The sequence below is a fragment of the Streptomyces sp. NBC_00557 genome, from assembly GCF_036345995.1.
Classification (GTDB): Bacteria; Actinomycetota; Actinomycetes; order Streptomycetales; family Streptomycetaceae; genus Streptomyces.
In genome coordinates this window covers 6,426,937-6,450,839 of record NZ_CP107796.1, presented here as the reverse complement: position 1 = coordinate 6,450,839, position 23,903 = coordinate 6,426,937, and the positions used below count along the sequence as shown (strand labels likewise).

The 23,903-nt window shown below is 74.0% G+C and carries 19 protein-coding genes and 1 riboswitch; of the genes, 12 read left to right on the top strand and 7 right to left on the bottom strand.

Annotated features, from left to right (window positions below):
- Positions 1–59 precede the first annotated feature (59 nt).
- A complete protein-coding gene (locus OG956_RS28325; protein ID WP_330340834.1) occupies positions 60–788 on the top strand; it encodes a nucleopolyhedrovirus P10 family protein in 729 nt (242 codons plus the stop codon).
- Between the two features lie 130 nt (positions 789–918).
- Here the strand turns inward: OG956_RS28325 and OG956_RS28320 are convergent, their stop codons facing one another.
- The 3 genes from OG956_RS28320 to OG956_RS28310 all read right to left on the bottom strand — a co-directional run bounded on the left by OG956_RS28320 (position 919) and on the right by OG956_RS28310 (position 4,029).
- A complete protein-coding gene (locus OG956_RS28320) occupies positions 919–1,722 on the bottom strand; it encodes an enoyl-CoA hydratase/isomerase family protein (RefSeq protein ID WP_330340833.1) in 804 nt (267 codons plus the stop codon).
- Between the two features lie 163 nt (positions 1,723–1,885).
- Positions 1,886–2,107: a helix-turn-helix domain-containing protein gene (locus OG956_RS28315; RefSeq protein ID WP_004002281.1), complete on the bottom strand. Its 222-nt coding sequence runs from the start codon at positions 2,105–2,107 to the stop codon at positions 1,886–1,888.
- A gap of 323 nt (positions 2,108–2,430) precedes the next feature.
- Positions 2,431–4,029: an ABC-F family ATP-binding cassette domain-containing protein gene (locus tag OG956_RS28310; protein ID WP_330340832.1), complete on the bottom strand. Its 1,599-nt coding sequence runs from the start codon at positions 4,027–4,029 to the stop codon at positions 2,431–2,433.
- A gap of 281 nt (positions 4,030–4,310) precedes the next feature.
- On the opposite strand from OG956_RS28310, the gene OG956_RS28305 reads away from it, so the two are divergent.
- On the top strand, positions 4,311–4,724 hold the full coding sequence (locus OG956_RS28305) for a VOC family protein (protein ID WP_330340831.1): 414 nt from the start codon (positions 4,311–4,313) through the stop codon (positions 4,722–4,724).
- Positions 4,725–4,737: 13 nt separating this feature from the next.
- Here the strand turns inward: OG956_RS28305 and OG956_RS28300 are convergent, their stop codons facing one another.
- From OG956_RS28300 to OG956_RS28290, 3 genes are all read right to left on the bottom strand, one after another.
- Entirely contained in the window at positions 4,738–6,120 is a 1,383-nt protein-coding gene (locus OG956_RS28300) for a hypothetical protein (RefSeq protein WP_330340830.1), read from the bottom strand.
- 321 nt (positions 6,121–6,441) lie between these two features.
- On the bottom strand, positions 6,442–7,569 hold the full coding sequence (locus OG956_RS28295) for an alpha/beta hydrolase (protein WP_330340829.1): 1,128 nt from the start codon (positions 7,567–7,569) through the stop codon (positions 6,442–6,444).
- 208 nt (positions 7,570–7,777) lie between these two features.
- The gene (locus OG956_RS28290) at positions 7,778–8,440 is read right to left on the bottom strand and encodes a class II aldolase/adducin family protein (protein ID WP_330340828.1); all 663 of its coding nucleotides are present in this window, start codon (positions 8,438–8,440) and stop codon (positions 7,778–7,780) included.
- A gap of 754 nt (positions 8,441–9,194) precedes the next feature.
- Between OG956_RS28290 and OG956_RS28285 the strand changes: the two genes are divergently transcribed.
- The 10 genes from OG956_RS28285 to cobI all read left to right on the top strand — a co-directional run bounded on the left by OG956_RS28285 (position 9,195) and on the right by cobI (position 22,809).
- Positions 9,195–9,950, top strand: coding sequence for a lysozyme (locus OG956_RS28285; RefSeq protein ID WP_330340827.1), 756 nt, complete (start codon positions 9,195–9,197; stop codon positions 9,948–9,950).
- A gap of 153 nt (positions 9,951–10,103) precedes the next feature.
- A complete protein-coding gene (locus OG956_RS28280) occupies positions 10,104–11,354 on the top strand; it encodes an inorganic phosphate transporter (RefSeq protein WP_330340826.1) in 1,251 nt (416 codons plus the stop codon).
- A 34-nt stretch (positions 11,355–11,388) separates the two neighbouring features.
- Positions 11,389–11,616 (top strand): hypothetical protein, encoded by a 228-nt coding sequence (locus OG956_RS28275; RefSeq protein WP_330340825.1) that lies wholly within the window; start codon positions 11,389–11,391, stop codon positions 11,614–11,616.
- Positions 11,617–11,804: 188 nt separating this feature from the next.
- Positions 11,805–11,941: riboswitch (cobalamin riboswitch) on the top strand.
- A 107-nt stretch (positions 11,942–12,048) separates the two neighbouring features.
- Positions 12,049–12,993 carry a cobalamin biosynthesis protein gene (locus OG956_RS28270; RefSeq protein ID WP_330340824.1) on the top strand — a complete coding sequence of 315 codons (945 nt, stop codon included), beginning with the start codon at positions 12,049–12,051 and terminating at the stop codon, positions 12,991–12,993.
- Positions 12,990–14,501, top strand: coding sequence for a cobyric acid synthase (locus OG956_RS28265; protein WP_330340823.1), 1,512 nt, complete (start codon positions 12,990–12,992; stop codon positions 14,499–14,501). Before OG956_RS28270 ends, OG956_RS28265 begins: the two co-directional genes overlap by 4 nt.
- A complete protein-coding gene (gene cobN, locus OG956_RS28260) occupies positions 14,498–18,151 on the top strand; it encodes a cobaltochelatase subunit CobN (protein WP_330340822.1) in 3,654 nt (1,217 codons plus the stop codon). The genes OG956_RS28265 and cobN overlap by 4 nt, the downstream gene beginning before the upstream one ends.
- Positions 18,148–20,139, top strand: a complete 1,992-nt coding sequence (locus tag OG956_RS28255) for a putative cobaltochelatase (protein WP_330340821.1) — start codon at positions 18,148–18,150, stop codon at positions 20,137–20,139. Before cobN ends, OG956_RS28255 begins: the two co-directional genes overlap by 4 nt.
- Entirely contained in the window at positions 20,139–20,738 is a 600-nt protein-coding gene (gene cobO / locus OG956_RS28250) for a cob(I)yrinic acid a,c-diamide adenosyltransferase (protein WP_330340820.1), read from the top strand. The genes OG956_RS28255 and cobO overlap by 1 nt, the downstream gene beginning before the upstream one ends.
- Positions 20,732–22,081: a cobyrinate a,c-diamide synthase gene (locus OG956_RS28245; protein ID WP_330340819.1), complete on the top strand. Its 1,350-nt coding sequence runs from the start codon at positions 20,732–20,734 to the stop codon at positions 22,079–22,081. Before cobO ends, OG956_RS28245 begins: the two co-directional genes overlap by 7 nt.
- The gene (cobI, locus tag OG956_RS28240; RefSeq protein WP_330340818.1) at positions 22,078–22,809 is read left to right on the top strand and encodes a precorrin-2 C(20)-methyltransferase; all 732 of its coding nucleotides are present in this window, start codon (positions 22,078–22,080) and stop codon (positions 22,807–22,809) included. Before OG956_RS28245 ends, cobI begins: the two co-directional genes overlap by 4 nt.
- Before the next feature lie 188 nt (positions 22,810–22,997).
- Here the strand turns inward: cobI and OG956_RS28235 are convergent, their stop codons facing one another.
- On the bottom strand, positions 22,998–23,732 hold the full coding sequence (locus tag OG956_RS28235) for a ZIP family metal transporter (protein WP_330340817.1): 735 nt from the start codon (positions 23,730–23,732) through the stop codon (positions 22,998–23,000).
- Positions 23,733–23,903: the final 171 nt, after the last annotated feature.

Below are 23,903 nucleotides of genomic sequence, written 5' to 3'. Positions count from 1 at the left end.
TCCGTCCACCGTATGCGGGCTTCCCCGGCGGCGCGCCCGCGATACGGCAGGCTGGAGGAATGACGGCGCAGGAGTGGGTACAGGCGGTGCGACGCCAGGTGGGGCTGGGCAGGCTGCTGCCGCTCGGCGGGCCCGGTGACGGCGCGTGGATCGCGGAGCCCGCGGCCGCGGCGGTGCTGCGGCGGGCGGCGGAGGGGATGTCCGGGGTGCGGCTGGGCGGGCTGCGGCTGGGACTGGCCGATCCGGAGGAGGCGCCGGAGTCCGTCGTGCCGGCGCCGCCGAGCGCGCTGCCGCCCGGCGCGCTGCGGCTGACGGCGGACTTCGCCGCGACGGCCGCCGAGCCGCTGCCGGCGGTGGCGTCCCGGCTGCGGCGGGCACTGGCGACGGCCGCGGCGGAGCGGCTCGGGCTCACGGTGACGGAGGTGGACCTGCGGGTCACCGACCTTCTGGAGGCGGGGGCGCCGGCCGCGGACGTACGCCCACCGCGGCCGGCGCCCGCACGGGAACCCACGCACCCCGAGGAGGCCCGGGTGGCCGCCGCCGCGCTCTCCGTGCCCGGGGTGACCGCTCTGACGGGTTCCCTCGGCGGGCTCGGCCGGGCGGTGCACCTGGAGGAGCGCACCGCCGGCACCGCACAGCCCGGACTGCCGCACCGGCACGCGCGCGTGGAGCTGACGGCGAGCGCGGACCACCGGGCCCTCGACGTGGCCCGGCAGGTCCGCTCGGCCGTACGGGACGCGCTGGAGGACAGACCCACGGTGGCGGTACTGGTGACGGCGGTGGACTAGGCCGCGTCGCGGGGTCGTCCCGGCCGTCGCGGAGTCGTCCGGGCCGTCGTGGGATCCGGCGGCCGGGAGGCGCCGTGACGTAACGCCGCCGGTTCCGGACGACGGCCTCAGCCCGTCTGCGGTGCGGGGCTCATTCGCCGAGGCCCGCCAGGTCCCTGAGGCGGCGGGCCTGAGCGGCGCGCTCGGCCGCGCGCTGGGCCTGGAAGTCCCGGTCCTGGGCACCGCGCAGGAGTGCCTTGGTCTCCACCACGGCGTCGCGCGGTGCGGCCAGCAGCGCGGCCGCCAAGTCCCGTACGGCGTCGTCGAGTTGGTCCGCGGGCACGGCGACGTTGGCCAGTCCGGACGCCACGGACTCCTCGGCGCCGACGAACCGCCCGGTCGCGCAGATCTCCAGCGCGCGGGCATACCCGACGAGACCGACCAGCGGGTGCGTGCCGGTCAGGTCGGGCACGAGGCCGAGGCTGGTCTCGCGCATGGCGAACTGCACGTCGTCCGCGACGACGCGAAGATCGCAGGCGAGCGCGAGCTGGAAGCCGGCCCCGATGGCGTGCCCCTGGACGGCGGCGATGGACACGATGTCGCTGCGCCGCCACCAGGTGAACGCCTCCTGGTATTCGGCGATGGTCGCGTCGAGCCCGGCGTCGTCGCGGCGCGCGAGCTCGATGAAGGTCGGCTCGCCCGGAATCCCCTCCGGGGTGAACATCTGCCGGTCCAGCCCGGCGGAGAAGGACGTGCCCTCGCCGCGCAGCACGACGACGCGGACGGAGCCCGGCAGCAGCCGGCCGGCCTCGGTCAGCGCCCGCCACAGAGCGGGGCTCTGCGCGTTGCGCTTGGCCGGGTTGGTCAGCGTCACCGTGGCGAGCGCGTCGTCGACGGTGAGCCGTACGCCGTCCTTGTCGAGTACAGGAGCGAGGTCCTGGTCGGGCGAAGCCATGGGGCGCCTCCGATGGGTGCGGTCATCACGCAGTGCCGTTACGGCATGCTAAGTGACTGCACAGTAACCACCCGGCCGGTCCGGAGTGCCCCCGGGCCCCTCACAGGCCCGGCGGTGAGGCCGGCCGGATGGCCACCATCGAAGCCGGTGGGCCGCCCGGGGGTCAGGACGATGCGGCCTTCTTGCCCCGGGTCGCTCCGCCACGCCCACGAAGCGTGACGCCCGACTCACTGAGCATCCGGTGCACGAAGCCATACGAGCGGCCGGTCTCCTCGGCCAGTGCTCGGATGCTCGCACCGGAGTCGTACTTCTTCTTCAGGTCTGCCGCGAGCTTGTCGCGCGCGGCGCCGGTCACCCGGCTGCCCTTCTTCAGAGTCTCGGCCACCCGTGCCTCCTCATGGGAAGTGCGCTCTGGTCTCCTCATGATCACCCCTCCCGGGCGTGATGGCCACCCATTCGGCAAGGTCCGTGAGACATCGTTGTGACGACAGGAGTGGATCCCCACAAGCGGAATCAAGGATTCCAAAGGGTGGTGTCGGTGGGGCCGAACGGGTGGATTCGCGAAGTGCCAGGTCAGGGACGCGAAACGGCCGACCCCTTGGCGCGCAAGGGATCGGCCGGAAAATGCGTGTAGGACACACCCCGATACGAGGAGATCTCACACAGATGATGGATCACGGATGAGCCGAATGATCCATACGCAGTGGATCACGCCAGGGCGACGAGGTCCGCGTAGTCGGAGCCCCACAGGTCCTCGACGCCGTCCGGCAGCAGAATGATCCGCTCCGGCTGCAGCGCCTCGACGGCGCCCTCGTCGTGGGTGACGAGGACGACCGCGCCCTTGTAGGTGCGCAGGGCGCCGAGGATCTCCTCGCGGCTGGCCGGGTCGAGGTTGTTGGTCGGCTCGTCGAGCAGGAGCACGTTCGCCGAGGAGACGACCAGGGTGGCGAGCGCGAGCCGGGTCTTCTCGCCGCCCGAGAGCACCCCGGCGGGCTTGTCGACGTCGTCGCCGGAGAACAGGAACGAGCCCAGCACCTTGCGCACCTCGACCAGGTCCATGTCGGGCGCGGCGGAGCGCATGTTCTCCAGGACCGTGCGGTCGGGGTCCAGGGTCTCGTGCTCCTGGGCGTAGTAGCCGAGCTTGAGGCCGTGGCCGGGGACGACCGCGCCGGTGTCCGGCTGCTCGACGCCCGCCAGGAGCCGCAGCAGGGTGGTCTTGCCCGCGCCGTTGAGACCGAGGATCACGACCCGCGAGCCCTTGTCGATGGCCAGGTCGACGTCGGTGAAGATCTCCAGCGAGCCGTACGACTTCGACAGGCCCTCGGCCATCAGCGGGGTCTTGCCGCAGGGCGCGGGCTCCGGGAAGCGGAGCTTGGCGACCTTGTCGGACATGCGGACCTCTTCGAGGCCGGCGAGCAGCTTCTCGGCACGGCGGGCCATGTTCTGCGCGGCGACCGTCTTGGTGGCCTTGGCGCGCATCTTGTCGGCCTGGGCGTTGAGCGCGGCGGCCTTCTTCTCGGCGTTGGCGCGCTCCCGCTTGCGGCGCTTCTCGTCGGCCTCGCGCTGCTGCTGGTAGAGCTTCCAGCCCATGTTGTAGATGTCGATCGTGGCCCGGTTGGCGTCCAGGTAGAACACCTTGTTGACGACCGTCTCGACCAGGTCGACGTCGTGGGAGATGACGATGAAGCCGCCGCGGTAGGTCTTCAGGTAGTCCCGCAGCCAGATGATGGAGTCCGCGTCGAGGTGGTTGGTCGGCTCGTCCAGCAGGAGGGTGTCCGCGTCGGAGAACAGGATCCGGGCCAGCTCGATACGGCGCCGCTGACCGCCGGAGAGCGTGTGCAGCGGCTGGCCGAGTACGCGGTCGGGCAGGTTGAGCGCGGCGGCGATGGTGGCGGCCTCGGCCTCGGCGGCGTACCCGCCCTTGGTGAGGAACTCCGTCTCCTGGCGCTCGTACTGCCTGAGGGCCTTCTCGCGGGTGGCGCCCTTGCCGTTGGCGATCCGCTCCTCGTTCTCCCGCATCTTGCGGATCAGCACGTCGAGGCCGCGCGCGGAGAGGATCCGGTCCCGGGCGAGCACGTCCAGGTCGCCGGTGCGGGGGTCCTGCGGGAGGTAGCCGACCTCGCCGGAGCGGGTGATGGTGCCGGCGGCGGGGATGCCCTCACCGGCCAGGCACTTGGTGAGGGTGGTCTTTCCGGCGCCGTTGCGGCCGACGAGGCCGATGCGGTCGCCCTTGGCGACACGGAAGGTGGCGTTCTCGATGAGGACGCGCGCACCGGCGCGCAGCTCGATACCGGAGGCGGAGATCACGGACAGACTCCAGGGCGTACAGGGATTGGCGGGTGGGCGGCTGAGGACGTTCCCGCCGTCTAATGCGCGAGGAGAATGGCCATGGGAGGAAGTCTAACGGGGCCGTGCAAGCGGTTTTTCTACGTCCGCGCGTTCGGTGAGGGCCCGGGAGATCGTCGCGGGCGCGCGCGGTGGATCCGTGCGGCATGCGGCGAGGCGGGCGCCGCGCACCGGGCGTTGTCAGTGGCCGCTGCCACACTGAACGGGACGCCCCATACCCGAGGCACGAGGGAGTGATCGGCATGGCAGGGACGAGCGGCGGACGGCCGAGCCTCTACCCCACGCTGCTGTACGCGGACGCGAAAGCGGCGATCAAGCAGCTGACGGAGGCGCTCGGCTTCACCGAGCTGTCGCTGTACGAGACGGAGGACGGCACGGTGATGCACGCCGAGCTGGTCCAGGGCAACGGCGCGGTGATGATCGGCTCCAAGGGCCGCGGCGGCCTGTTCGACACGGTGATGAAGGACGCGGGGCCCGCGGGGGTGTACGTGGTCGTGGACGACGTGGACGCCCACCACCAGCGGGCCGTGGAGCACGGCGTGGACATCCTGATGCCCCCGACCGACCAGGACTACGGCTCGCGGGACTACATGGCCCGGGACGTCGAGGGCAACGTGTGGAGCTTCGGGACGTACGCCCCGGAGATCGCCGGCTGACCTCCGGGCCGGCTCAGCCTCCGGTGTGCACCTGGAAGGCGGCCCGGCGCACGGCCTTGGCCAGGGCCGGGTCGGGATGCGCGGCGGCGAGCGCGACCAGGACCTGCACGGTGCGCGGGTGCCCGACGGCGCGGACCTCGTCGAGCAGCTGCGGGACGGTGGGCTGCACCGCGGCCTCCAGATGCCGGACCAGCATCGAGGCCTCTCCGTGGTCGGCGACGGCGGCGGCGGTGTCCACCCACAGCCAGGTCGCCTCCTCCCGGGTGAGGACCTCGTGGGCGTCCTCCGGGTCGATCCCGTCGTGCTCGGCGAGCCACAGCAGGGCGTAGGGCCTGAGCGCCGGTTCGTCCACGACGGCGCGTACGTCGGGCTCGGCGGGGGCGCCCACGACGCGCAGCGCCTCGAAGGCCAGGCCGCGCAGGAGGGCGTCCTCGCCGCGTGCGGCGTCGATCAGTTCGGTGACGGCGTCGCCGACGGTGCGGGCGGCGAGCCAGGCGCGGTACTCGGCGCGGGCGGCGTTGGGGCGGAGCTGGGCGCAGCCGCGGAGCATGTCCTCGGCGGACTGCTCGATGTTGCCGGCCGGGCTCTGCGCGGCCACGCAGATCTGCTCCAGCTTGACCCACACCGCCCAGCTGCCCAGCGGGGTGAGGGTGGCCTGGCCGTCGCCGTAGGTCAGCGCGCCGACGGCGGCGAGGGCCCGCAGCGCCCAGTCGAGCAGCGGCGCGAGCGCGGCGTCGCCGGTGGCGGGGGCCTCCGGTGCGGCCACGGCGAGGTCACCGGCCGCCGCGACGGCCGGGCGGGTGGCCGCGGAGCCGGCGGGCCGCGCGGCGCCCGGTTCGGCGGGCTGCCGGGCTCCCGGCACCGCCGGCCGGGCGGTGCCGGGGTCGGTGGGCCGGCCGGTGCCGGGGTCGAGGGGGACCTCGCAGCGCTCGGTGCGCAGTTCGGTGACCCGCTGCTGGAGCAGGTCGAGCAGCTGCTCGACCGGGACGGGCCCGGCGGACAGCTGGAGGAAGGAGAGCACCTGGGGCATGGCCGAGACGACCTCGGCGACGGCTGCCGGCTCGAACTCCTCGGGTTCCGGGGAGGCGAGCGACCAGGCGTCGAAGAGGGCGACCCAGCCGCGCAGTACGGCGCTGTCGTCGCGGTCCCAGGCGCGCAGCCGCCAGCCGGGGCGCGCCCGGTCGCCGTGCACCTCGACGAGTCCGGCGAGGCGTGCCGTGTCCCAGTCGGCCCGCACCTGGGCGACGCTCAGGCCGAGGTCGGCGGCGGCGCGCCGGGCGGTGGCGTCGGAGAGGGTGGCCTTGCCGTCGGCGGTGGCGCCGTCGCTGCCGGGGCCGAGTGCGGCGTCGGCCCAGCGGGCCACCCGGACCGGGCCGGCCAGTCCGGCGCGGGCCATTCCGGCCAGTTCCGCGGGGGCCGGGGTGCCCTCCGGCGGCCGGGGTGCGGGGCGGCGTGGGCGCCGCTGGTTCACAGCTCTGGGGGCGGCGGCCAGGGGTCGCGGTCGGACGAGTCGGAGCCTGGAGTCGCGCGGGATACGGGACGTCACGGGTGCAGTCTTCCGGTTGACGGTCCGAAAACCCAAACGGAATGTCACGGCGGGCGACGGGGCAGGCCAGAGCACGGCGTCCGGAGCCCGGTGAGGAGGGGGATCAGGCCAGCCGTACGGCCGTAAACGGAATCCTCGCCGCCGGGCCGCCGGGGCCGGGGCCCGGCGCCGTCACACCAGCGGGGTGAGGAAGCGGCGCAGCCGTTCCTGGTACTCCTCGGGGCCGGCGTTCCACATCGCCGCGTGCGGGGCCTCGGGCACGGTGTGCAGGGCGACCAGGTCGGGTCGGCGGCGGGCGAGCCTGCGGGAGAACTCCCAGGGGGCCACCCGGTCGTCGGGGCCGTGGAAGATCAGGGTCGGCACGCTGAGCCGGCCCGGGTCGGTGATCTCGGGGACCCGGTCGGCGTACAGGCCGGTCCGGCCCTGGGCGGCGCGCACGGCGAGCGGCAGCAGCGGCGGCGGGGTGTGCCGGGCGCGGGCGAGGGCGCGCAGCGTGGCCTCCCAGCTGAGCACCGGCGAGTCCAGGACCAGTCCGGAGATGTGCTCGCGCAGCGCGGAGTGCTCGGCGGCGCGCAGGGCCATCGTGGCGCCGGTGGACCAGCCGAGCAGGACGACCCGGCGGGCGCCGCTGCGGACGGCGTGGCGGATCGCCGCGTCCAGGTCGCGCCACTCCGTCTCGCCGAGGTGGTTCAGGCCGTCCGGCGGGCGCGGGGCGCCGGGGTCGCCGCGGTAGGCGAGCGCGAGGACCGGCATCCGGCGGGCGTGCAGGGCGGGCATGAGGTTCATGGCCTGTTCGCGGGTGGCGCCGAGGCCGTGCACGGCGATCAGCCAGGTGTCCCGGGCGCCGGGCAGGAACCAGGCGGGCAGGTCGCCGAGTTCGCCGGGCACCTGGACGTCGGCGTGGTCGAGGCCGAGGGCGGCGGACGGATCGCCGACGTACAGGTTCGGGGTGAACCACACCGCGTCGCCGGAGGAGAGGGTGCCGTGCGTGACGCGCTCCAGGCGGCGTACGACGGTGTCGGCGGTGTGCCGGGCGCTGTCCAGGACGGGGCCGACGACCGCGTGGGAGCCGTTGCCGGCGAGGCCGTAGGTGCCGGGGCGCAGCGAGGCCAGGTCGCGGGTGAGGGTGATCTGGCCGGCGGCGGTGCCGTGCACGGTGAGGCGGGGTTCGGTGGGCAGCGGGCGTCCGGCGGGCGCCTTCAGCGCGGCGTCGCTGGCGAGGCGGCCGGCGGCGACGGACGCCACGGCCACGCCGGCGGCTATGGCCGTGGTGAGGGCGGTCGCTTTGACGGGGCGCACGGGTCCAGTGTCCCGGGGGTTGCCGTCACCGGCCAGTGGAGCGGCGGGGGCAGGTGAGGAGCGTCGCGGTGCGGGCGGATCCGGAACCGCCGGGGTGGTCCGTCGCGGCCCGGCGCCGTTGCGGATCCGGCGGACCGGCGTGAGGCGGCGCCGGCGGCGGGAGAGGCGGTCGACGAGGCGTCGGAGCAGGGTGCTGTGCGGCAAGGTGTCACCTCCGTTGGCCGTACCCCCTCAACCGTTCCCCGGTCTCGGCGAGTTGTGCCTCCGTCAGCAGGGACGGGGTCAGGCCGGGCACCGAGGACGCCGTCAGCCACAGGCGGCACATCCACTCCAGCTGGGCGGTGCGGTCGTAGGCCTGGTCCAGGCCGGCGCCGTAGGTGAGCGTGCCGTGGTTCTGCAGCAGGCAGCCGGAGCGGCCGGCCAGGGCGCGCAGCATGTTCTCGGCGAGTTCGTCGGTGCCGTACGTGGCGTAGGGGGCGACGCGGACGGGGCCGCCGAGGGCCGCGGCCATGTAGTGGACCAGGGGCAGCTCGGGCACGAGCGTGGACACCGCCGTCGCGTGCACGGCGTGGGTGTGGACGACCGCGCGGGCGTCGGTGGTGCGGTACACGGCGAGGTGCATGGGCAGCTCGCTGGTCGGCACCAGGGTGCCGAGCACCTGTCGCCCGGTGAGGTCGACGCCGGTGATGTCCTCCGGGGTCAGCCGGTCGTACGGCACTCCGGAGGGGGTGACCAGCACCAGGTCGCCCACGCGCGCGGAGACGTTCCCGGAGGTGCCGACCACCAGCCCGTCGGCCACACTCCGCCGCGCCGTCGCGACCAGCTCCGCCCAGATCCGCTCCTGCTCCGCGTCCCGCCGCTGCTCAGCCATACAGCGATCTTGCCAGTCAGGGCCCGCGGGAGGGAGGCGGACCCTGATTTCTCCGGCCGCGAGCACGGTCCCGCCGGCGGCGTCCATGAGGAGGAGCACGCCGGGTGCCCTTCCGGCCGCGAGCGGGGCTGCAGGGGAGCACGGGCCGTGAGCTTCGGGCCGCGGGGCGAGCCTGCACAGGAGCACGAACCGTGACCTTCGGGCCGCGGGCGGCGCTTCTCGCCGACCGCGTCCACGGTAAGAGCGCGGACGGTCTCTCTCCGGCCGCCACCGACGACCCCGCAGGCCGCACCCACAGGCCGGACATCGCCTGCCAGCCACGACCGCACTCGGCGCCAACCGCACCCACGGGAAGAGCGCGGGCTGTTGTCGCCCGGCCGCGAGCGCGGTTCCGCAGCCCGCCGCGCCGCGAGTGCGGAGCACCGTTCTTCCGGCCGCGCGCGGCGATCCTGCCGGCCGGGCCCGGCGTATGCGGGCGGTCCGGGGTTGACCGCCACGGCGCCGGCCCGCCGCCGTCGGGCGCATCCACGGGAGGAGCGCAGCCCCCGGCGTTCCCGGCTTCCGCCGAGCACAGCGTTGCGTCGGCCGTGCCCCCGTAGGACCCCCCGTCCAGCCACCACAAAGCCGCACCCCCGATCGGGCGAAATCAGTCTGAATCGCCGTAAATAGCCACCGTTTCGGATGATCAGCAGGCCTTCAATGGTCCCTCTTGCCCGCCGGACGACCCGTCCGTCCGCAGACCCCGGGGAGACACATGGCCCGTGAACGCACCCTGCTCCGTCGCCGCGCCGGTGTCCTCGCGGCGGCCATGGCGGCGCTCGCTCTCGCGGGCACCGCGTCCGCCGCCGCCGGACCTCCGGCGCTGGTCGCGGGACTGCCGCGGGGGCACGACGTCTCGTCGCACCAGAAGTACGTCGACTGGCAGGGCGCCCGGTCCGCGGGCGCGCGGTTCGTCTACGTCAAGGCGACCGAGTCCACGGACTACGCCAACCCCTACTTCTCCGGGCAGTACGACGGCGCGGGCGGCGCGGGCCTGTACCGGGGCGCGTACCACTTCGCGCTGCCGGACAGGTCCTCCGGCGCCCGGCAGGCCGCCTACTTCGTGCAGCACGGCGGTGACTGGGCGGCGGACGGCCGCACCCTGCCGCCCGCGCTGGACATCGAGTACAACCCCTACAGCAGCAAGCACCGGTGCTACGGGCTGGGCTGGAAGCGGATGGTCGGCTGGATCCGGTCGTTCAGCGACGAGGTCAGGCAGGAGACCGGCCGCCGCCCGGTGATCTACACGACCGCCCAGTGGTGGCGGCAGTGCACCGGCGACAGCCACGCGTTCTCGAAGAACCACGCCCTGTGGATCGCCCGGCACAGCGCCTCGGGGCCGGGCAGGCTGCCCGGCGGGTGGCGGTACTGGACCTTCTGGCAGTTCGCGACCAAGGGCCGGCTGCCGGGTGACCAGAATCTCTTCAACGGGTCCGCGAGCCGGCTGAAGATCCTCGCCCGGGGCCGGTAGCCAAGGGGCGCCTGGGCCGATGAGGCCGGGCCGGGGAAAGCGGAAGCCCGACCCTCCCCTTTCGACACCCCCACGCCTGCCTCAGTTCATCTTCCGTTCACCCAGGTTGCCTACGTTCGTCCAGCCAATGACCTCGAACGATTGCCTGGGCAAATGGAAAGCTTCTCGCTGATCCTCGCGATAGTGGTGGTGACCGCTCTCGCGTTCGATTTCACGAACGGTTTCCACGACACCGCGAACGCGATGGCGACAACCATCTCCACCGGCGCTCTGAAGCCCAAGATCGCGGTGGCCATGTCCGCCGCCCTCAACCTGGTGGGCGCCTTCCTCTCCGTGGAGGTCGCGAACACGATCTCCAAGGGTCTCGTCGACGAGACCGGCATCCGTCCCGAGGTCATCTTCGCCGCCCTGGTCGGCGCGATCCTCTGGAATCTCGTGACCTGGCTGGTGGGCCTGCCCTCCAGCTCCTCGCACGCCCTGATGGGCGGTCTGATCGGCGCCGCCGTCGCCTCCGCCGGCTTCGGCGCCGTGCACGGTGACGTCCTGGTCACCAAGGTGCTGCTGCCCGCGGTCGCCGCGCCGGTCGTGGCCGGCGTCGCCTCGATGGTGGCCACCCGGTTCTCCTACGGCATCGGCGGCAAGGCCGAGGGCGAGGCCACCCGCAAGGGCTACCGCGCCGGCCAGATCGCCTCCGCCGGCCTGGTCTCCCTCGCCCACGGCACCAACGACGCCCAGAAGACGATGGGCGTCATCACGCTCGCGCTGATCGCCGGCGGCGCCATCGCGCCGGGCTCGAACCCTCCCACCTGGGTCATCCTCTCCGCCGGCCTGGCCATCGCGCTCGGCACCTACATCGGCGGCTGGCGGATCATCCGCACCATGGGCACGGGCCTGACCGAGCTGGAGCCGCGCCAGGGCTTCGCCGCCCAGACCAGCGCCGCCACCGCCATCCTCGCCTCCTCCCACCTGGGCTTCTCGCTGTCCACCACGCACGTCGTCTCCGGCTCGGTCATGGGCGCGGGCCTCGGCCGCAAGGGCGGGGTGGTCCGCTGGTCCACCGCGACCCGCATGGCCGTAGCCTGGGTGCTCACCCTCCCGGCCGCCGCGCTGGTCGGCGCGGGCGCCGAGACCGTCACGGCTCTCGGCGACTGGGGCACTGCGGTGGTCGCCGTCTTCCTCGTCGCCGCGAGCGCCGGGATCTGGAAGCTCTCCCGCCGCGAGGTCATCGACCACACCAACGTCGTGGACCCGTCCGCGGAGCCGGCCGGTGTGGTGACCACCGCCATCGCCGCCGTGACCCCGCCCCCGGCGGGCACGATCGGCGAGGACCTGACGGCCACCATCCCGGCCCCGGCCGCCGCCGAGCCCACGCCCGAGGCCGTCCCGCCGGCCGCCACCGTCTGACCCCGGCCACACCGGTACCCAAGGAAGCAACCCCATGAAGATCGACTGGTCGGCCCTCGGCTCCGTCTTCGGCGTCAGCCTCGCGTTCACGGTGGGCCTGGTCGCCCTGTTCACCCTCGGCGTCAACGGTCTGGCGCGGCGCGAGAAGGCCGCGGCGCAGGGCGGCTCCGCCGCCCTCGCGGTCACCGCCGCCTACGTCTGCTTCGCCGCGTGCGCGGCGGCGGTGGCGTACGGCATCGTCCTCATCGTCTCCAAGTCCTGACCGTCATCGTCTCCACGTCCTGACCGGAGTCGTCTCCGCGTCCTGGCCGAGCCGCACGCATCGGGCATCCCGAAGGCTCCCCTCCGCCGCTGACGGAGGGGAGCCTTCGCCGTGCCCAGCCGTCACGGGCGTCCCGCAGTGTGGGGATCGGCACACTCTCCCCGCGCAGGTCAACGGCAAGTTGACGGCCGTTCCGGGCCCGTGGTGGACTGCCCAGGCCATGTACGGCGGCAAGAGAGGAAGCCGGTGCGAATCCGGCGCGGTCCCGCCACTGTCACCGGGGAAGAACCCGGGAGCCAGGAACTCTCACCGCCGAATCTCGTCGAACCAGGGCGCGGACACCCTGAGTGAGGACATCGATCGCCATGCCCGGCTGCCGAAGGACAAGGACCGCTACCAGGCCCGCACTTCACCCCACGGCCGGCTGAGCCGATGGGTGCCGATCGCACGTACGCGTACGGCGCCGCCGCCGGCCTTCTCGGAGACCTGCTCCTCGGCGATCCGCGCCGCGGGCATCCGGTCGCCGTGTTCGGGCGTGCGGCCGCTGCCGTGGACCGCGCGTTGTGGCACGACCACCGCGGCTGGGGCGCCCTGCACACCACCGTGTGCGCCGGTGGCGCCGTCGCACTCGGCACGCTGGCCGCACGCGTCGTACGCCCCTCCCCCGCCGCCTCCGTCGCGCTGACCGCCGCCGCCACCTGGGCGGTCGTCGGCGGCACCTCGCTCGCCCGCGAGGCCCGCGCGATCGGCCGCGCGCTGGAGTCCGGGGACGTCGAGGCGGCGCGGGCGCGGCTGCCGCATCTGTGCGGCCGGGACCCGCAGGCGCTGGACGCCGACGGAATCGCCCGGGCCGTGGTGGAGTCCGTCGCCGAGAACACCTCCGACGCCGTCGTGGGCGCCCTGGTGTGGGGGGCCGTGGCCGGGGTGCCGGGGCTGCTGGGCTTCCGGGCCGTCAACACCCTGGACGCGATGGTGGGTCACAGGTCCCCCCGCTACCGGCGCTACGGCTGGGCTTCCGCCCGCCTCGACGACGTGGCCGGCTGGCCGGGGGCGCGGCTGACCGCCGTCCTCGCCGCCGTCGCCGGCCCCGACCCGCGCGGCGCCCTGCGCGCCTGGAAGGCCGACGCGGCCCGGCACCCGAGCCCCAACGCCGGCCCGGTGGAGGCGTCGTTCGCGGGCGCCCTCGGCGTCCGGCTGGGCGGAACCCTCTCCTACGGCGGCCGGATCGAGCACCGGCCGGTCCTCAACGGGGCCGCCGGGCGCGCCGTCCGGGTCACCGACATCGACCGGGCCGTACGGCTCTCGCGCCGCGTCGGCCTGCTCGCGCTCGGCGTCACCCTCGCCGCGCGCCGACTCGTGAAGGGACACACGGCATGACAGGGGGCGGGCTGCTGGTCGCCGGGACCACCTCCGACGCCGGGAAGAGCGTCGTGACGGCCGGGATCTGCCGGTGGCTGGTGCGTCAGGGCGTGAAGGTCGCGCCGTTCAAGGCGCAGAACATGTCGCTCAACTCCTTCGTGACCCGCGAGGGCGCGGAGATCGGCCGGGCGCAGGCCATGCAGGCCCAGGCCTGCCGGATCGAGCCGACCGCGCTGATGAACCCGGTGCTGCTCAAGCCGGGCGGCGAGCAGAGCAGCCAGGTGGTGCTGCTGGGCAGGCCGGTGGGCGAGCTGAGCGCGCGCGGCTACCACGGCGGGCGCCAGCAGCGGCTGCTCGGCACGGTGCTGGACTGCCTCGCCGAGTTGCGGGGCACGTATGACGCGGTGATCTGTGAGGGGGCGGGCAGCCCGGCCGAGATCAACCTGCGCCGGACCGACATCGTGAACATGGGGATCGCGCGGAACGCGCGGCTGCCCGTGCTGGTGGTCGGCGACATCGACCGCGGCGGCGTCTTCGCCTCCTTCTTCGGGACCGTGGCCCTGCTGTCGCGGGAGGACCAGGAGCTGGTCGCCGGGTTCCTGGTGAACAAGTTCCGGGGCGATGTCTCGCTGCTGGAGCCGGGGTTGGAGATGCTCAAGGGCCTCACCGGGCGTCGTGCGTACGGCGTGCTGCCGTTCCGGCACGGTCTCGGCATCGACGAGGAGGACGGCCTCAGGGTGTCGCTGCGCGGCACCGTCCGCGAGTCCGCCGTGGCTCCCCCGGTCGGCGAGGACGTGCTGCGCGTCGCCGTGTGCGCGATCCCGCTGATGTCCAACTTCACGGACGTGGACGCGCTGGCCGCCGAACCGGGCGTCGTGGTGCGGTTCGTGGACCGCCCGGAGGAGCTGGCCGACGCCGACCTGGCGGTGATCCCGGGCACCCGCGGGACCGTACGGGCGCTGCAGTGGCTGCGGGAGCGGGGGCTCGCTCAGGCCCTGGTGCGCAGGGCCGCGGAAGGACGCCCGGTCCTCGGCATCTGCGGCGGCTTCCAGATCCTCGGCGAGCACATCGAGGACGAGGTCGAGTCGCGGGCCGGCGCGGTCGACGGCCTCGGTGTGCTGCCCGTACGGGTGCGGTTCGCCCGCGAGAAGACCCTGACCCGGCCGGCCGGCGAGGCCCTCGGCGAGCGGGTCGAGGGATACGAGATCCACCACGGGGTGGCCACGGTCGACAGCGGGGAGCCCTTCCTCGACGGCTGCCGGGTCGGCCAGACCTGGGGCACCCACTGGCACGGTTCGCTGGAGTCGGACGGCTTCCGGCGGGCCTTCCTGCGCGAGGTGGCCGCCGCCGCGGGCCGCCGCTTCGTGCCCGCGCCGGACACCTCCTTCGCCGCGCTGCGCGAGGAGCAGCTCGACCGGCTCGGCGACCTGATCGAACAGCACGCGGACACGGACGCGCTGTGGCGGCTCATCGAGTCGGGCGCGCCGCAAGGACTGCCTTTCATCCCACCGGGAGCGCCTGCATGAGCACAGTGTTGTTGTTGTCGACCGCCGACACGGATCTGCTGGCGGCCCGGGCGTCCGGCGCGGACTACCGCATCGGCAACCCGACCCGGGTGGACGTCGGGCAGGAGCTGCCGGCGCTGCTCGACGGCGCCGACCTCGCCGTCGTACGGCTGCTGGGCGGCAAGCGCGCCTGGGAGGAGGGGCTGGCCGCGCTGAAGGCGTCCGGGATCCCGACCGTGCTGCTGGGCGGCGAGGCCGTGCCGGACGCCGAGCTGATGGCCGAGTCGTCGGTGCCGGCCGGTGTCGTCGCGGAGGCGCTGAAGTACCTGGTCGAGGGCGGTCCCGCGAACCTGCTGGAGCTGTCCCGGTTCCTGTCGGACACCGTGCTGCTGACCGGTGAGGGCTTCGAGGAGCCGCGGAAGATGCCGGAGTACGGCGTCCACGGCGCGTACGAGGTCCACGAGGGCCGCCCGACCGTGGGCGTGCTCTTCTACCGGGCGCACGAGCTGAGCGGCAACACCGCCTTCGTGGACACCCTGTGCGCGGCGGTCGAGGCGCAGGGCGCCAACGCGCTGCCCGTGTACTGCGGTTCGCTGCGCGGCGCGGACGCCGGGCTGTACGAACTGCTCTCGAAGGCCGACGCGCTGGTCGCGACCGTGCTCGCGGCGGGCGGCACGCACGCCTCGCAGGCGTCGGCGGGAGGGGACGAGGAGTCCTGGGACATCGGCGCGCTCGCCGACCTGAACGTGCCTGTCCTGCAAGGGCTCTGCCTGACCTCTTCGCGGGCCGCCTGGGAGGAGTCCGACGCGGCCCTGTCCCCCATGGACGCGGCGATGCAGGTGGCGATCCCGGAGTTCGACGGACGGCTCGTCACCGTGCCGTTCTCCTTCAAGGAGCAGGGCCCCGACGAGGTCCCGGTGTACGTCGCCGACCCCGAGCGGGCCGCACGGGTGGCGGGGATCGCCGTACGGCACGCCCGGCTGAAGCACAAGCCGAACGCGGAGAAGAAGATCGCGCTGGTCTTCACCGCCTACCCGACCAAGCACTCCCGGGTCGGCAACGCGGTCGGCCTGGACACGCCCGCGTCGGCGGTCCGGGTGCTCGACGCGCTCCGGGACGCGGGCTACTCGCTGACCGAGTACCCCTCCGGCGGCGACGAGTTGATCCACCGGCTGATCGAGGCCGGCGGCCACGACGTGGAGTGGCTGACCGAGGAGCAGCTGGCGGCCGCGCCCGCGCGGGTGCCGCTCGCGGACTACCGGGCGTGGTTCGACCAGTTGGACCCGGGGCTGCGCGAGGCGATGACCGAGGCGTGGGGCGAGCCGCCGGGCAGCCTGTACGTCGACGGCGACGACATCGTGCTCGCCTCGCTGCGGTTCGGGAACGTCGTCGTGATGATCCAGCCGCCGCGCGGCTTCGGCGAGAACCCGATCGCGATCTACCACGACCCGGACATGCCGCCCTCGCACCACTACCTGGCGGCCTACCGCTGGCTGGAGAACAGCTTCGGCGCGGACGCCGTCGTGCACATGGGCAAGCACGGCACGATGGAGTGGCTGCCCGGCAAGGGGCTGGGTCTGTCGCGCGGCTGCGCGCCCGACGCGGTCCTCGGCGACCTGCCGCTGGTCTACCCGTTCATCGTGAACGACCCCGGCGAGGGCACCCAGGCCAAGCGGCGCGGGCACGCCACGGTGGTCGACCACCTGGTGCCGCCGATGGCACGCGCCGACACCTACGGTGATCTCGCCAAGCTGGAGCAGCTGCTGGACGAGTACGCGCTCGTCTCCGACCTGGACCCGGCGAAGGCCCCGGCCGTCCGCGCCCAGATCTGGACGCTGGTGAAGGCGGCCGAGCTGCATCACGACCTGCATGTGGACGAACAGCCGGACGACGAGGAGTTCGACGAGTTCGTCATGCACATCGACGGCTATCTGTGCGAGATCAAGGACGTGCAGATCCGCGACGGCCTGCACATCCTGGGCGGCGGCCCGGTCGGCGAACCGCGCGTGAACCTGGTGCTCGCCGTGCTGCGCGCCTCCCAGGTGTGGGGCGGCCGGGCGAACGCCCTGCCGGGGCTCAGGGCCTGCCTCGCCGCCCGTTTCGGCCTGGACGAGAAGGAGTTGCTGGCCGAGCCGGGCGCCCCGGTGAAGGTGCCGGTGGAGCTGACCGACCTGGCGGAGGGGCCGGCGCGCACCGCGTCCGACGCGATCGACCTGCTGGAGCAGCTGTGCCGGCGGATCGCGGAGGGCATGGAGGAGCGGGCCTGGGACCGGACGGCCGTACCGGCGGTGCTGCGGGACGCGCTCGGCGCCGAACTCCCGGACGCGGTCGCGGTGCTGGAGTTCGCGTGCGAGGAGGTCGTGCCGCGGCTCGCCCGCACCACCGACGAGATCGGGCACATCCTGCGGGCCCTGGACGGCGGTTACGTCCCGGCGGGTCCCTCGGGGTCGCCGACCCGCGGCCTGGTGAACGTGCTGCCGACCGGCCGGAACTTCTACTCCGTCGACCCCAAGGCGATTCCGTCCCGGCTGAGCTGGGAGGTCGGGCAGTCGCTCGCGGACTCCCTGGTGCAGCGGTATCTGCAGGACACGGGCGCGTACCCGAAGTCCGTCGGCCTCACGGTGTGGGGCACCTCCGCGATGCGCACCCAGGGCGACGACATCGCGGAGATCCTGGCGCTGCTGGGCTGCCGCCCGGTGTGGGACGACGCCTCCCGCCGGGTCACGGGCTTCGAGGTGGTCCCCCTGGAGGAGCTGGGCCGGCCGCGCATCGACGTCACGGTCCGCATCTCCGGCTTCTTCCGGGACGCGTTCCCGCACGTCGTCGGCCTGATCGACGACGCGGTGCGGGCGGTGGCCGAGCTGGAGGAGCCGGCCGAGAGCAACTTCGTGAAGGCGCACGCCGACGAGGACACCGCCGAGCACGGCGACCGGCGGCGCGCGACGGCCCGGATCTTCGGCTCCAAGCCGGGCGCGTACGGCGCCGGCCTGCTGCCGCTGATCGACGCCCGCAACTGGCGCTCCGACGCCGACCTGGCCGAGGTGTACGCCGTGTGGGGCGGCTACGCCTACGGGCGCGGCCTGGACGGGCGGGCGGCGCGCGGGGACATGGAGACCGCGTTCAGGCGGATCGCGGTCGCCGCGAAGAACGTCGACACGCGCGAGCACGACCTGGTCGACGCCGACGACTACTTCCAGTACCACGGCGGCATGGTCGCCATGGTCCGCCACCTCACCGGCGCCAACCCCGAGGCGTACGTGGGCGACAGCGCCGTACCGGACCAGGTGAGGACGCGCACGCTCGGCGAGGAGACCCACCGGGTCTTCCGGGCGCGTGTGGTCAACCCGCGCTGGATGGCGGCCATGCGGCGGCACGGCTACAAGGGCGCCTTCGAGATGGCGGCGACCGTGGACTACCTGTTCGGCTACGACGCCACCGCGGGCGTCGTCGACGACTGGATGTACGAGAAGCTCAGCGCGGAGTACGTCTTCGACCCGGAGAACCGGGACTTCATGAAGCAGTCCAACCCGTGGGCGCTGCGCGGGATCACCGAGCGGCTGCTGGAGGCGGCGGACCGGGGCCTGTGGGCCGAGCCGGACGCGGACACGCTGGAGCGGCTGCGCGCCACCTACCTGGAGCTCGAAGGCGACTTGGAGGGCGACGACCAGTGACCACCCCCTTCCCCTTCACGGCCGTTGTCGGCCAGGACGACCTGCGGCTCGCGCTGCTGCTGAACGCCGTGTCCCCGGCGGTCGGCGGTGTGCTGGTGCGCGGCGAGAAGGGCACCGCGAAGTCCACGGCCGTGCGTGCCCTGTCGGCGCTGCTGCCGGAGGTCGCCGTCGTGCCCGGCTGCCGGTTCTCCTGCGACCCGGCGGCCCCGGACCCGTCCTGTCCCGACGGCCCGCACGAGCCGGGGCCGGGCGCGCACCGGCCCGCGCGGATGGTCGAGCTGCCGGTCGGCGCCTCCGAGGACCGTCTCGTCGGCGCCCTGGACATCGAGCGGGCACTCGCCGAGGGCGTGAAGGCGTATCAGCCGGGCCTGCTGGCCGACGCGCACCGCGGGATCCTGTACGTCGACGAGGTCAACCTGCTCCACGACCACCTGGTCGACCTGCTGCTGGACGCGGCGGCGATGGGCGCCTCGTACGTCGAGCGGGAGGGCGTCTCCGTGCGGCACGCCGCCCGCTTCCTGCTCGTCGGCACCATGAACCCCGAAGAGGGCGAGCTGCGGCCGCAGTTGCTGGACCGGTTCGGGCTGACCGTGGAGGTCGCCGCCTCGCGGGAGCCGGAGAAGCGGGTCGAGGTGGTGCGGCGCCGGCTGGCGTACGACGACGACCCGGCAGGTTTCGCCGCCCGGTGGGCCGAGGAGGAGGCCGCCGTACGGCGACGGATCGTCGCGGCACGGGAGTTGCTGCCGCAGGTGCGCCTCGGCGACGGCGCGCTCCGGCAGATCGCGGCGACCTGCGCGGCCTTCGAGGTGGACGGCATGCGCGCCGACATCGTGATGGCCCGTACGGCGACGGCGCTGGCCGCGTGGGCGGGACGGACCGACGTGCTCGCCGAGGACGTCCGGCAGGCGGCGCTGCTGGCGCTGCCGCACCGGCGCCGTCGTAACCCCTTCGACGCGCCGGGTCTGGACGAGGACAAGCTCGACCAGACGCTGGAGGAGTTCTCCGGGGAGTCCCCGGACGACGATCCCGGCCCGGACGGGCCGGGCGGGGGCGGCGGGCAGCCGCAGCCGGATTCCGGTCCGCAGGGCGGCGGGGACGCCTCCGCCCGCCCCGAGGCCGGCGAGGGCGGCGAGCCGCAGGCGTCCGGCGCACGGGAGCAGTCCGCCGTACGGGCCGCCGAACCGTTCCGCACCAAGGTGCTGAGCGTTCCCGGGATCGGCGAGGGTGCGGCCGGGCGGCGTTCCCGGGCGCGCACCGAGCACGGGCGCACCACCGGGGCGCGCCGGCCGCAGGGTGCGCTGACCAAGCTGCATCTGGCGGCGACCGTGCAGGCCGCCGCCCCGCACCAGCGGGCCCGGGGCCGGTCCGGGCCGGGTCTGGTGATCCGCCGGGACGATCTGCGGCAGGCGACCCGGGAGGGGCGCGAGGGCAACCTCGTGCTGTTCGTGGTGGACGCCTCCGGGTCGATGGCGGCGCGGCAGCGGATGAGCGCGGTGAAGGGCGCCGTGCTGTCGCTGCTGCTGGACGCCTATCAGCGGCGGGACAAGGTGGGGCTGGTGACCTTCCGGGGCTCCGGCGCCGAGGTGGCGCTGCCGCCGACCTCCTCCGTCGACGCCGCCGCCGCACGGCTGGAGTCGCTGCCGACCGGCGGCCGTACACCGCTGGCCGCCGGGCTGCTGAAGGCGCACGAGGTGCTGCGGGTGGAGCGGCTGCGGGATCCGGCGCGGCGCGCGCTGGTCGTGGTGGTGACCGACGGGCGGGCCACGGGTGGTCCGGAGCCGGTGGCGCTGGCGGGGCGGGCCGCGCGGATGTTCGCGGCCGAGGGCGTCGCGTCGGTGGTCCTGGACTGCGAGTCGGGGCCGGTGCGGCTGGGGCTCGCCGGGCAGCTCGCCGGTGAGCTGGGCGGTACGGCCGTCACGCTGGACGAGCTGCGGGCGGACTCGATCGCCGGGCTGGTGAAGGGCATGCAGAGCAGGAGGGCCGCGTAATGCCGCAGGGACAGCCGAGTGTCATCCCCGACGACGGTCTGACGACGCGTCAGCGGCGCAACCGGCCGCTCGTCGTCGTGCACACCGGGGTCGGCAAGGGCAAGTCGACGGCCGCGTTCGGGCTCGCGCTGCGCGCCTGGAACCAGGGGTGGCCGATCGGGGTGTTCCAGTTCGTCAAGTCGGCGAAGTGGCGGGTCGGCGAGGAGCGGGCGCTGCGCGTGCTCGGCGACTCCGGCGAGGGCGGCACCGTCGCCTGGCACAAGATGGGCGAGGGCTGGTCCTGGGTCCAGCGGGACGCCCAGATGGACAACGAGGAGAAGGCCCGCGAGGGCTGGGAGCAGGTCAAGCGGGACCTGGCCGCCGAGACGTACCGGCTGTACGTGCTGGACGAGTTCGCCTACCCGATGCACTGGGGGTGGGTGGACACCGACGAGGTCGTCGACGTGCTGCGGAACCGGCCGGGCACCCAGCATGTGGTGATCACCGGACGGAACGCACCCGGGAAGCTCGTCGACTTCGCGGATCTCGTCACCGACATGTCCAAGGTCAAGCACCCCATGGACGTGGGGCAGAAGGGCCAGAAGGGCATCGAGTGGTGACCTCCGTCCCCCGGCTGGTCGTCGCCGCGCCGTCGTCCGGCAGCGGCAAGACCACCGTCGCCACGGGGCTCATGGCCGCGTTCGCCGCGCGGGGGCTCGCCGTGTCCCCGCACAAGGTCGGGCCGGACTACATCGACCCCGGGTACCACGCGCTCGCCACCGGGCGGCCGGGCCGCAACCTGGACGCGTACCTGTGCGGGCCGGAACTGGTCGCCCCGCTGTTCCTGCACGGGGCGCGGGGCTGCGACCTGGCCGTGGTCGAGGGCGTGATGGGGCTGTACGACGGGGCGGCCGGGGAAGGCGAACTGGCCTCCACCGCGCAGGTGGCCAAGCTGCTGGGCGCGCCGGTGGTGCTGGTCGTGGACGCGTCGTCGCAGTCGCGTTCGGTGGCGGCGCTGGTGCACGGGTTCGCCTCCTGGGATCCGCGGGTGCGGGTCGGGGGCGTGATCCTGAACAAGGTCGCGTCCGACCGGCACGAGGAGCTGCTGCGGGAGGCGCTGGACTCGGCGGGTGTGCCGGTGCTGGGTGCGCTGCGGCGGGCGGCCCGGGTGGACACGCCCTCGCGGCACCTCGGCCTCGTACCCGTGGCCGAGCGGCGGTCCGACGCCGTGGACGCGGTGGCGGCGATGGCCGCGCAGGTCGAGCAGGGCTGTGATCTCGAGGCTCTGCTGGCGCTGGCCCGCAGCGCGGGGGCGTTGTCCGGCACTGCGTGGGAACCGCCCGCGGGCACGGCGGACAAGCGTGAGGTCGTCGCCGTCGCCGGTGGTCCCGCGTTCACCTTCTCCTATGCCGAGCACACCGAGCTGCTCGCCGCCGCCGGCGCCGACGTCGTCACCTTCGATCCGCTGCGCGACGAGCAACTGCCCGAAGGGACCGCCGGGCTGGTCGTCGGCGGCGGGTTCCCCGAGGTGTACGCCGCCGAGCTGTCCGCCAACGAGCCGCTGCGCAAGGCCGTCGCCGACCTCGCGCTGTCCGGCGCCCCGGTCGCAGCCGAGTGCGCCGGGCTGCTCTATCTGTGCCGCGAGCTGGACGGGCAGCCGATGTGCGGGGTGCTGGACGCCACCGCGCGGATGACCGAGCGGCTCACGCTCGGCTACCGGGACGCCGTGGCCGTCACGGACAGTTCGCTGGCCGTCGCCGGGACGCGGATGCGGGGGCACGAGTTCCATCGCACGGCCGTGGAGCCCGGCGCCAGCGCGGCTCCCGCCTGGGGGGTCCGCCACCCTGCCAGGCGGGTCGAAGGTTTCGTACAGGGCGGTGTGCACGCGAGCTATCTGCACACCCACTGGGCGTCCGAGCCCGGTGTCGCCCGTCGGTTCGTGGAGAGGTGCCGGACGTCATGAGCAGCAGGCTGATCGGGGTCGGAGTCGGTCCGGGCGATCCGGAACTGGTGACCGTCAAGGGGGTCAACGCCCTGCGGGCCGCCGACGTGGTCGTCGTCCCCGTGATGGACACCGGGGAGCGCGGGCGGGCCGAGGCGACCGTGTTGCACTACGTGCCCGAGGACAAGGTGGTCCGGGTCGTCTTCGCGCTGAACGAGCGCACCGACCGGGCGCGCCGGGAGGCGGCCTGGGACGCGGCCGGGGAGCGGGTGGCGGCGCTGCTGCGGCAGCACGGCACGGTGGCCTTCGCGACGATCGGCGACCCCAACGTGTACTCGACGTTCACCTACCTCGCGCAGACGATCGCCGGGCTGGTGCCCGGCACGGCCGTGGAGACCGTGCCCGGGATCACCGCCATGCAGGATCTCGCGGCGCGTTCCGGCGCGGTGCTGACCGAGGGCACCGAGCCGCTCACCCTGGTGCCGGTGACGGCCGGGTCGGCCGTGCTGAAGGAGGCGCTGGCCGGGCCCGGGACCGTCGTGGCGTACAAGTTCGGGCGGCAGGCCGGCGAGGTCGCCGAGGTGCTGAAGGAGACCGGGCGGCTGGCCGACGCCGTGTGGGGGTCGGCGCTGGGTCTGCCGGAGGAGTCGGTGCGGCCGGCCGCCGAGCTGGACGGGACGCCGCTGCCGTATCTGTCGACGCTGATCGCGCCCCCGCGTCGGGACGCCGGACGGGGCGGAAAGCTGTGACAGGCACCAGGCGGCCGGGACGGGAAGCCGGCGGATGTGCCGGGCGGCCGGGGCCGGAGGCCGGCGGATGCACCAGGCAGCCCGGACGGGAAGCCAACGGATACACCAGGCAGCCCGGACGGGAAGCCGACGGATGCGCCGGGCGGCCGGGGCCGGAGGCCGGCGGATGTGCCGGGCGGCCGGGCGGCTCAGCCGCCCGACAGGCCAACCACCAGCCAGATGAAGGCCGCGCCCGCGACCGTGCACAGCAGGGTGGAGCGGGAGGGGTGTTCGTGGTGCGCCTCGGGGAGGATCTCGGCGGCGGCGAGATAGAGCAGGACGCCGCCGAAGAAGCCCAGATAGCCGCCCAGCAGCGCTTCGGGGATGCGGAAGAAGGCGGTCGACAGGGCGCCCAGCAGGGGTGCGCAGGCGTCGGCCACCAGCATCGCCACCGCACGGCGGCGGGCGTTGCCGTACAGGCTGGTGATGGTGAAGGTGTTGAAGCCGTCGGCGAAGTCGTGCGCGATCACCGCGAGCGCGACGGCCGCGCCCATGCCGCCGCCCACCTGGAAGGCCGCGCCGATCGCCACGCCGTCCATGGCGCTGTGCCCCACCATCGCCCCGGCCGCCGCCAGGCCCACCTCGGGCGCCCGGTGGTTGTGCCCCTCGGCGCCGCCGTGCGCGGCCTTGCGGGCGGCGAGCGTGTGCTCCACCAGATGGGCCACCAGAAAGCCGGCCACGAACAGCAGCAGGGCGACGGGTACGCCGAAGACCGAGCGGCGGGCGGCGTGCAGCGCCTCCGGCAGCAGGTCCAGGCCGACCACGCCCAGCATCAGGCCGCCGGCCAGGCCCAGGACGAGATGGCGACGGTCGGTCACGCGCTGTGCCGTCCAGCCGCCGGCCAGCGTCATCAGGAACGCGCCGAGCGCGACGAAGACCGCCATAGGCCCTTGCTATCCGATCGAGGGGCCTTCGCGCACATCGGGCGCCTGCCGCACTCCCCCAGACCCTGACATTTCGCCGATTCCGCCTCGCGTCTTCCCGGTTCCGGTGGCCCCCGCGGGCTGTCGCCGTTCCCGTGGTCGCCGAAGTCCCCGCAGTTCCCGCAGTTCCCG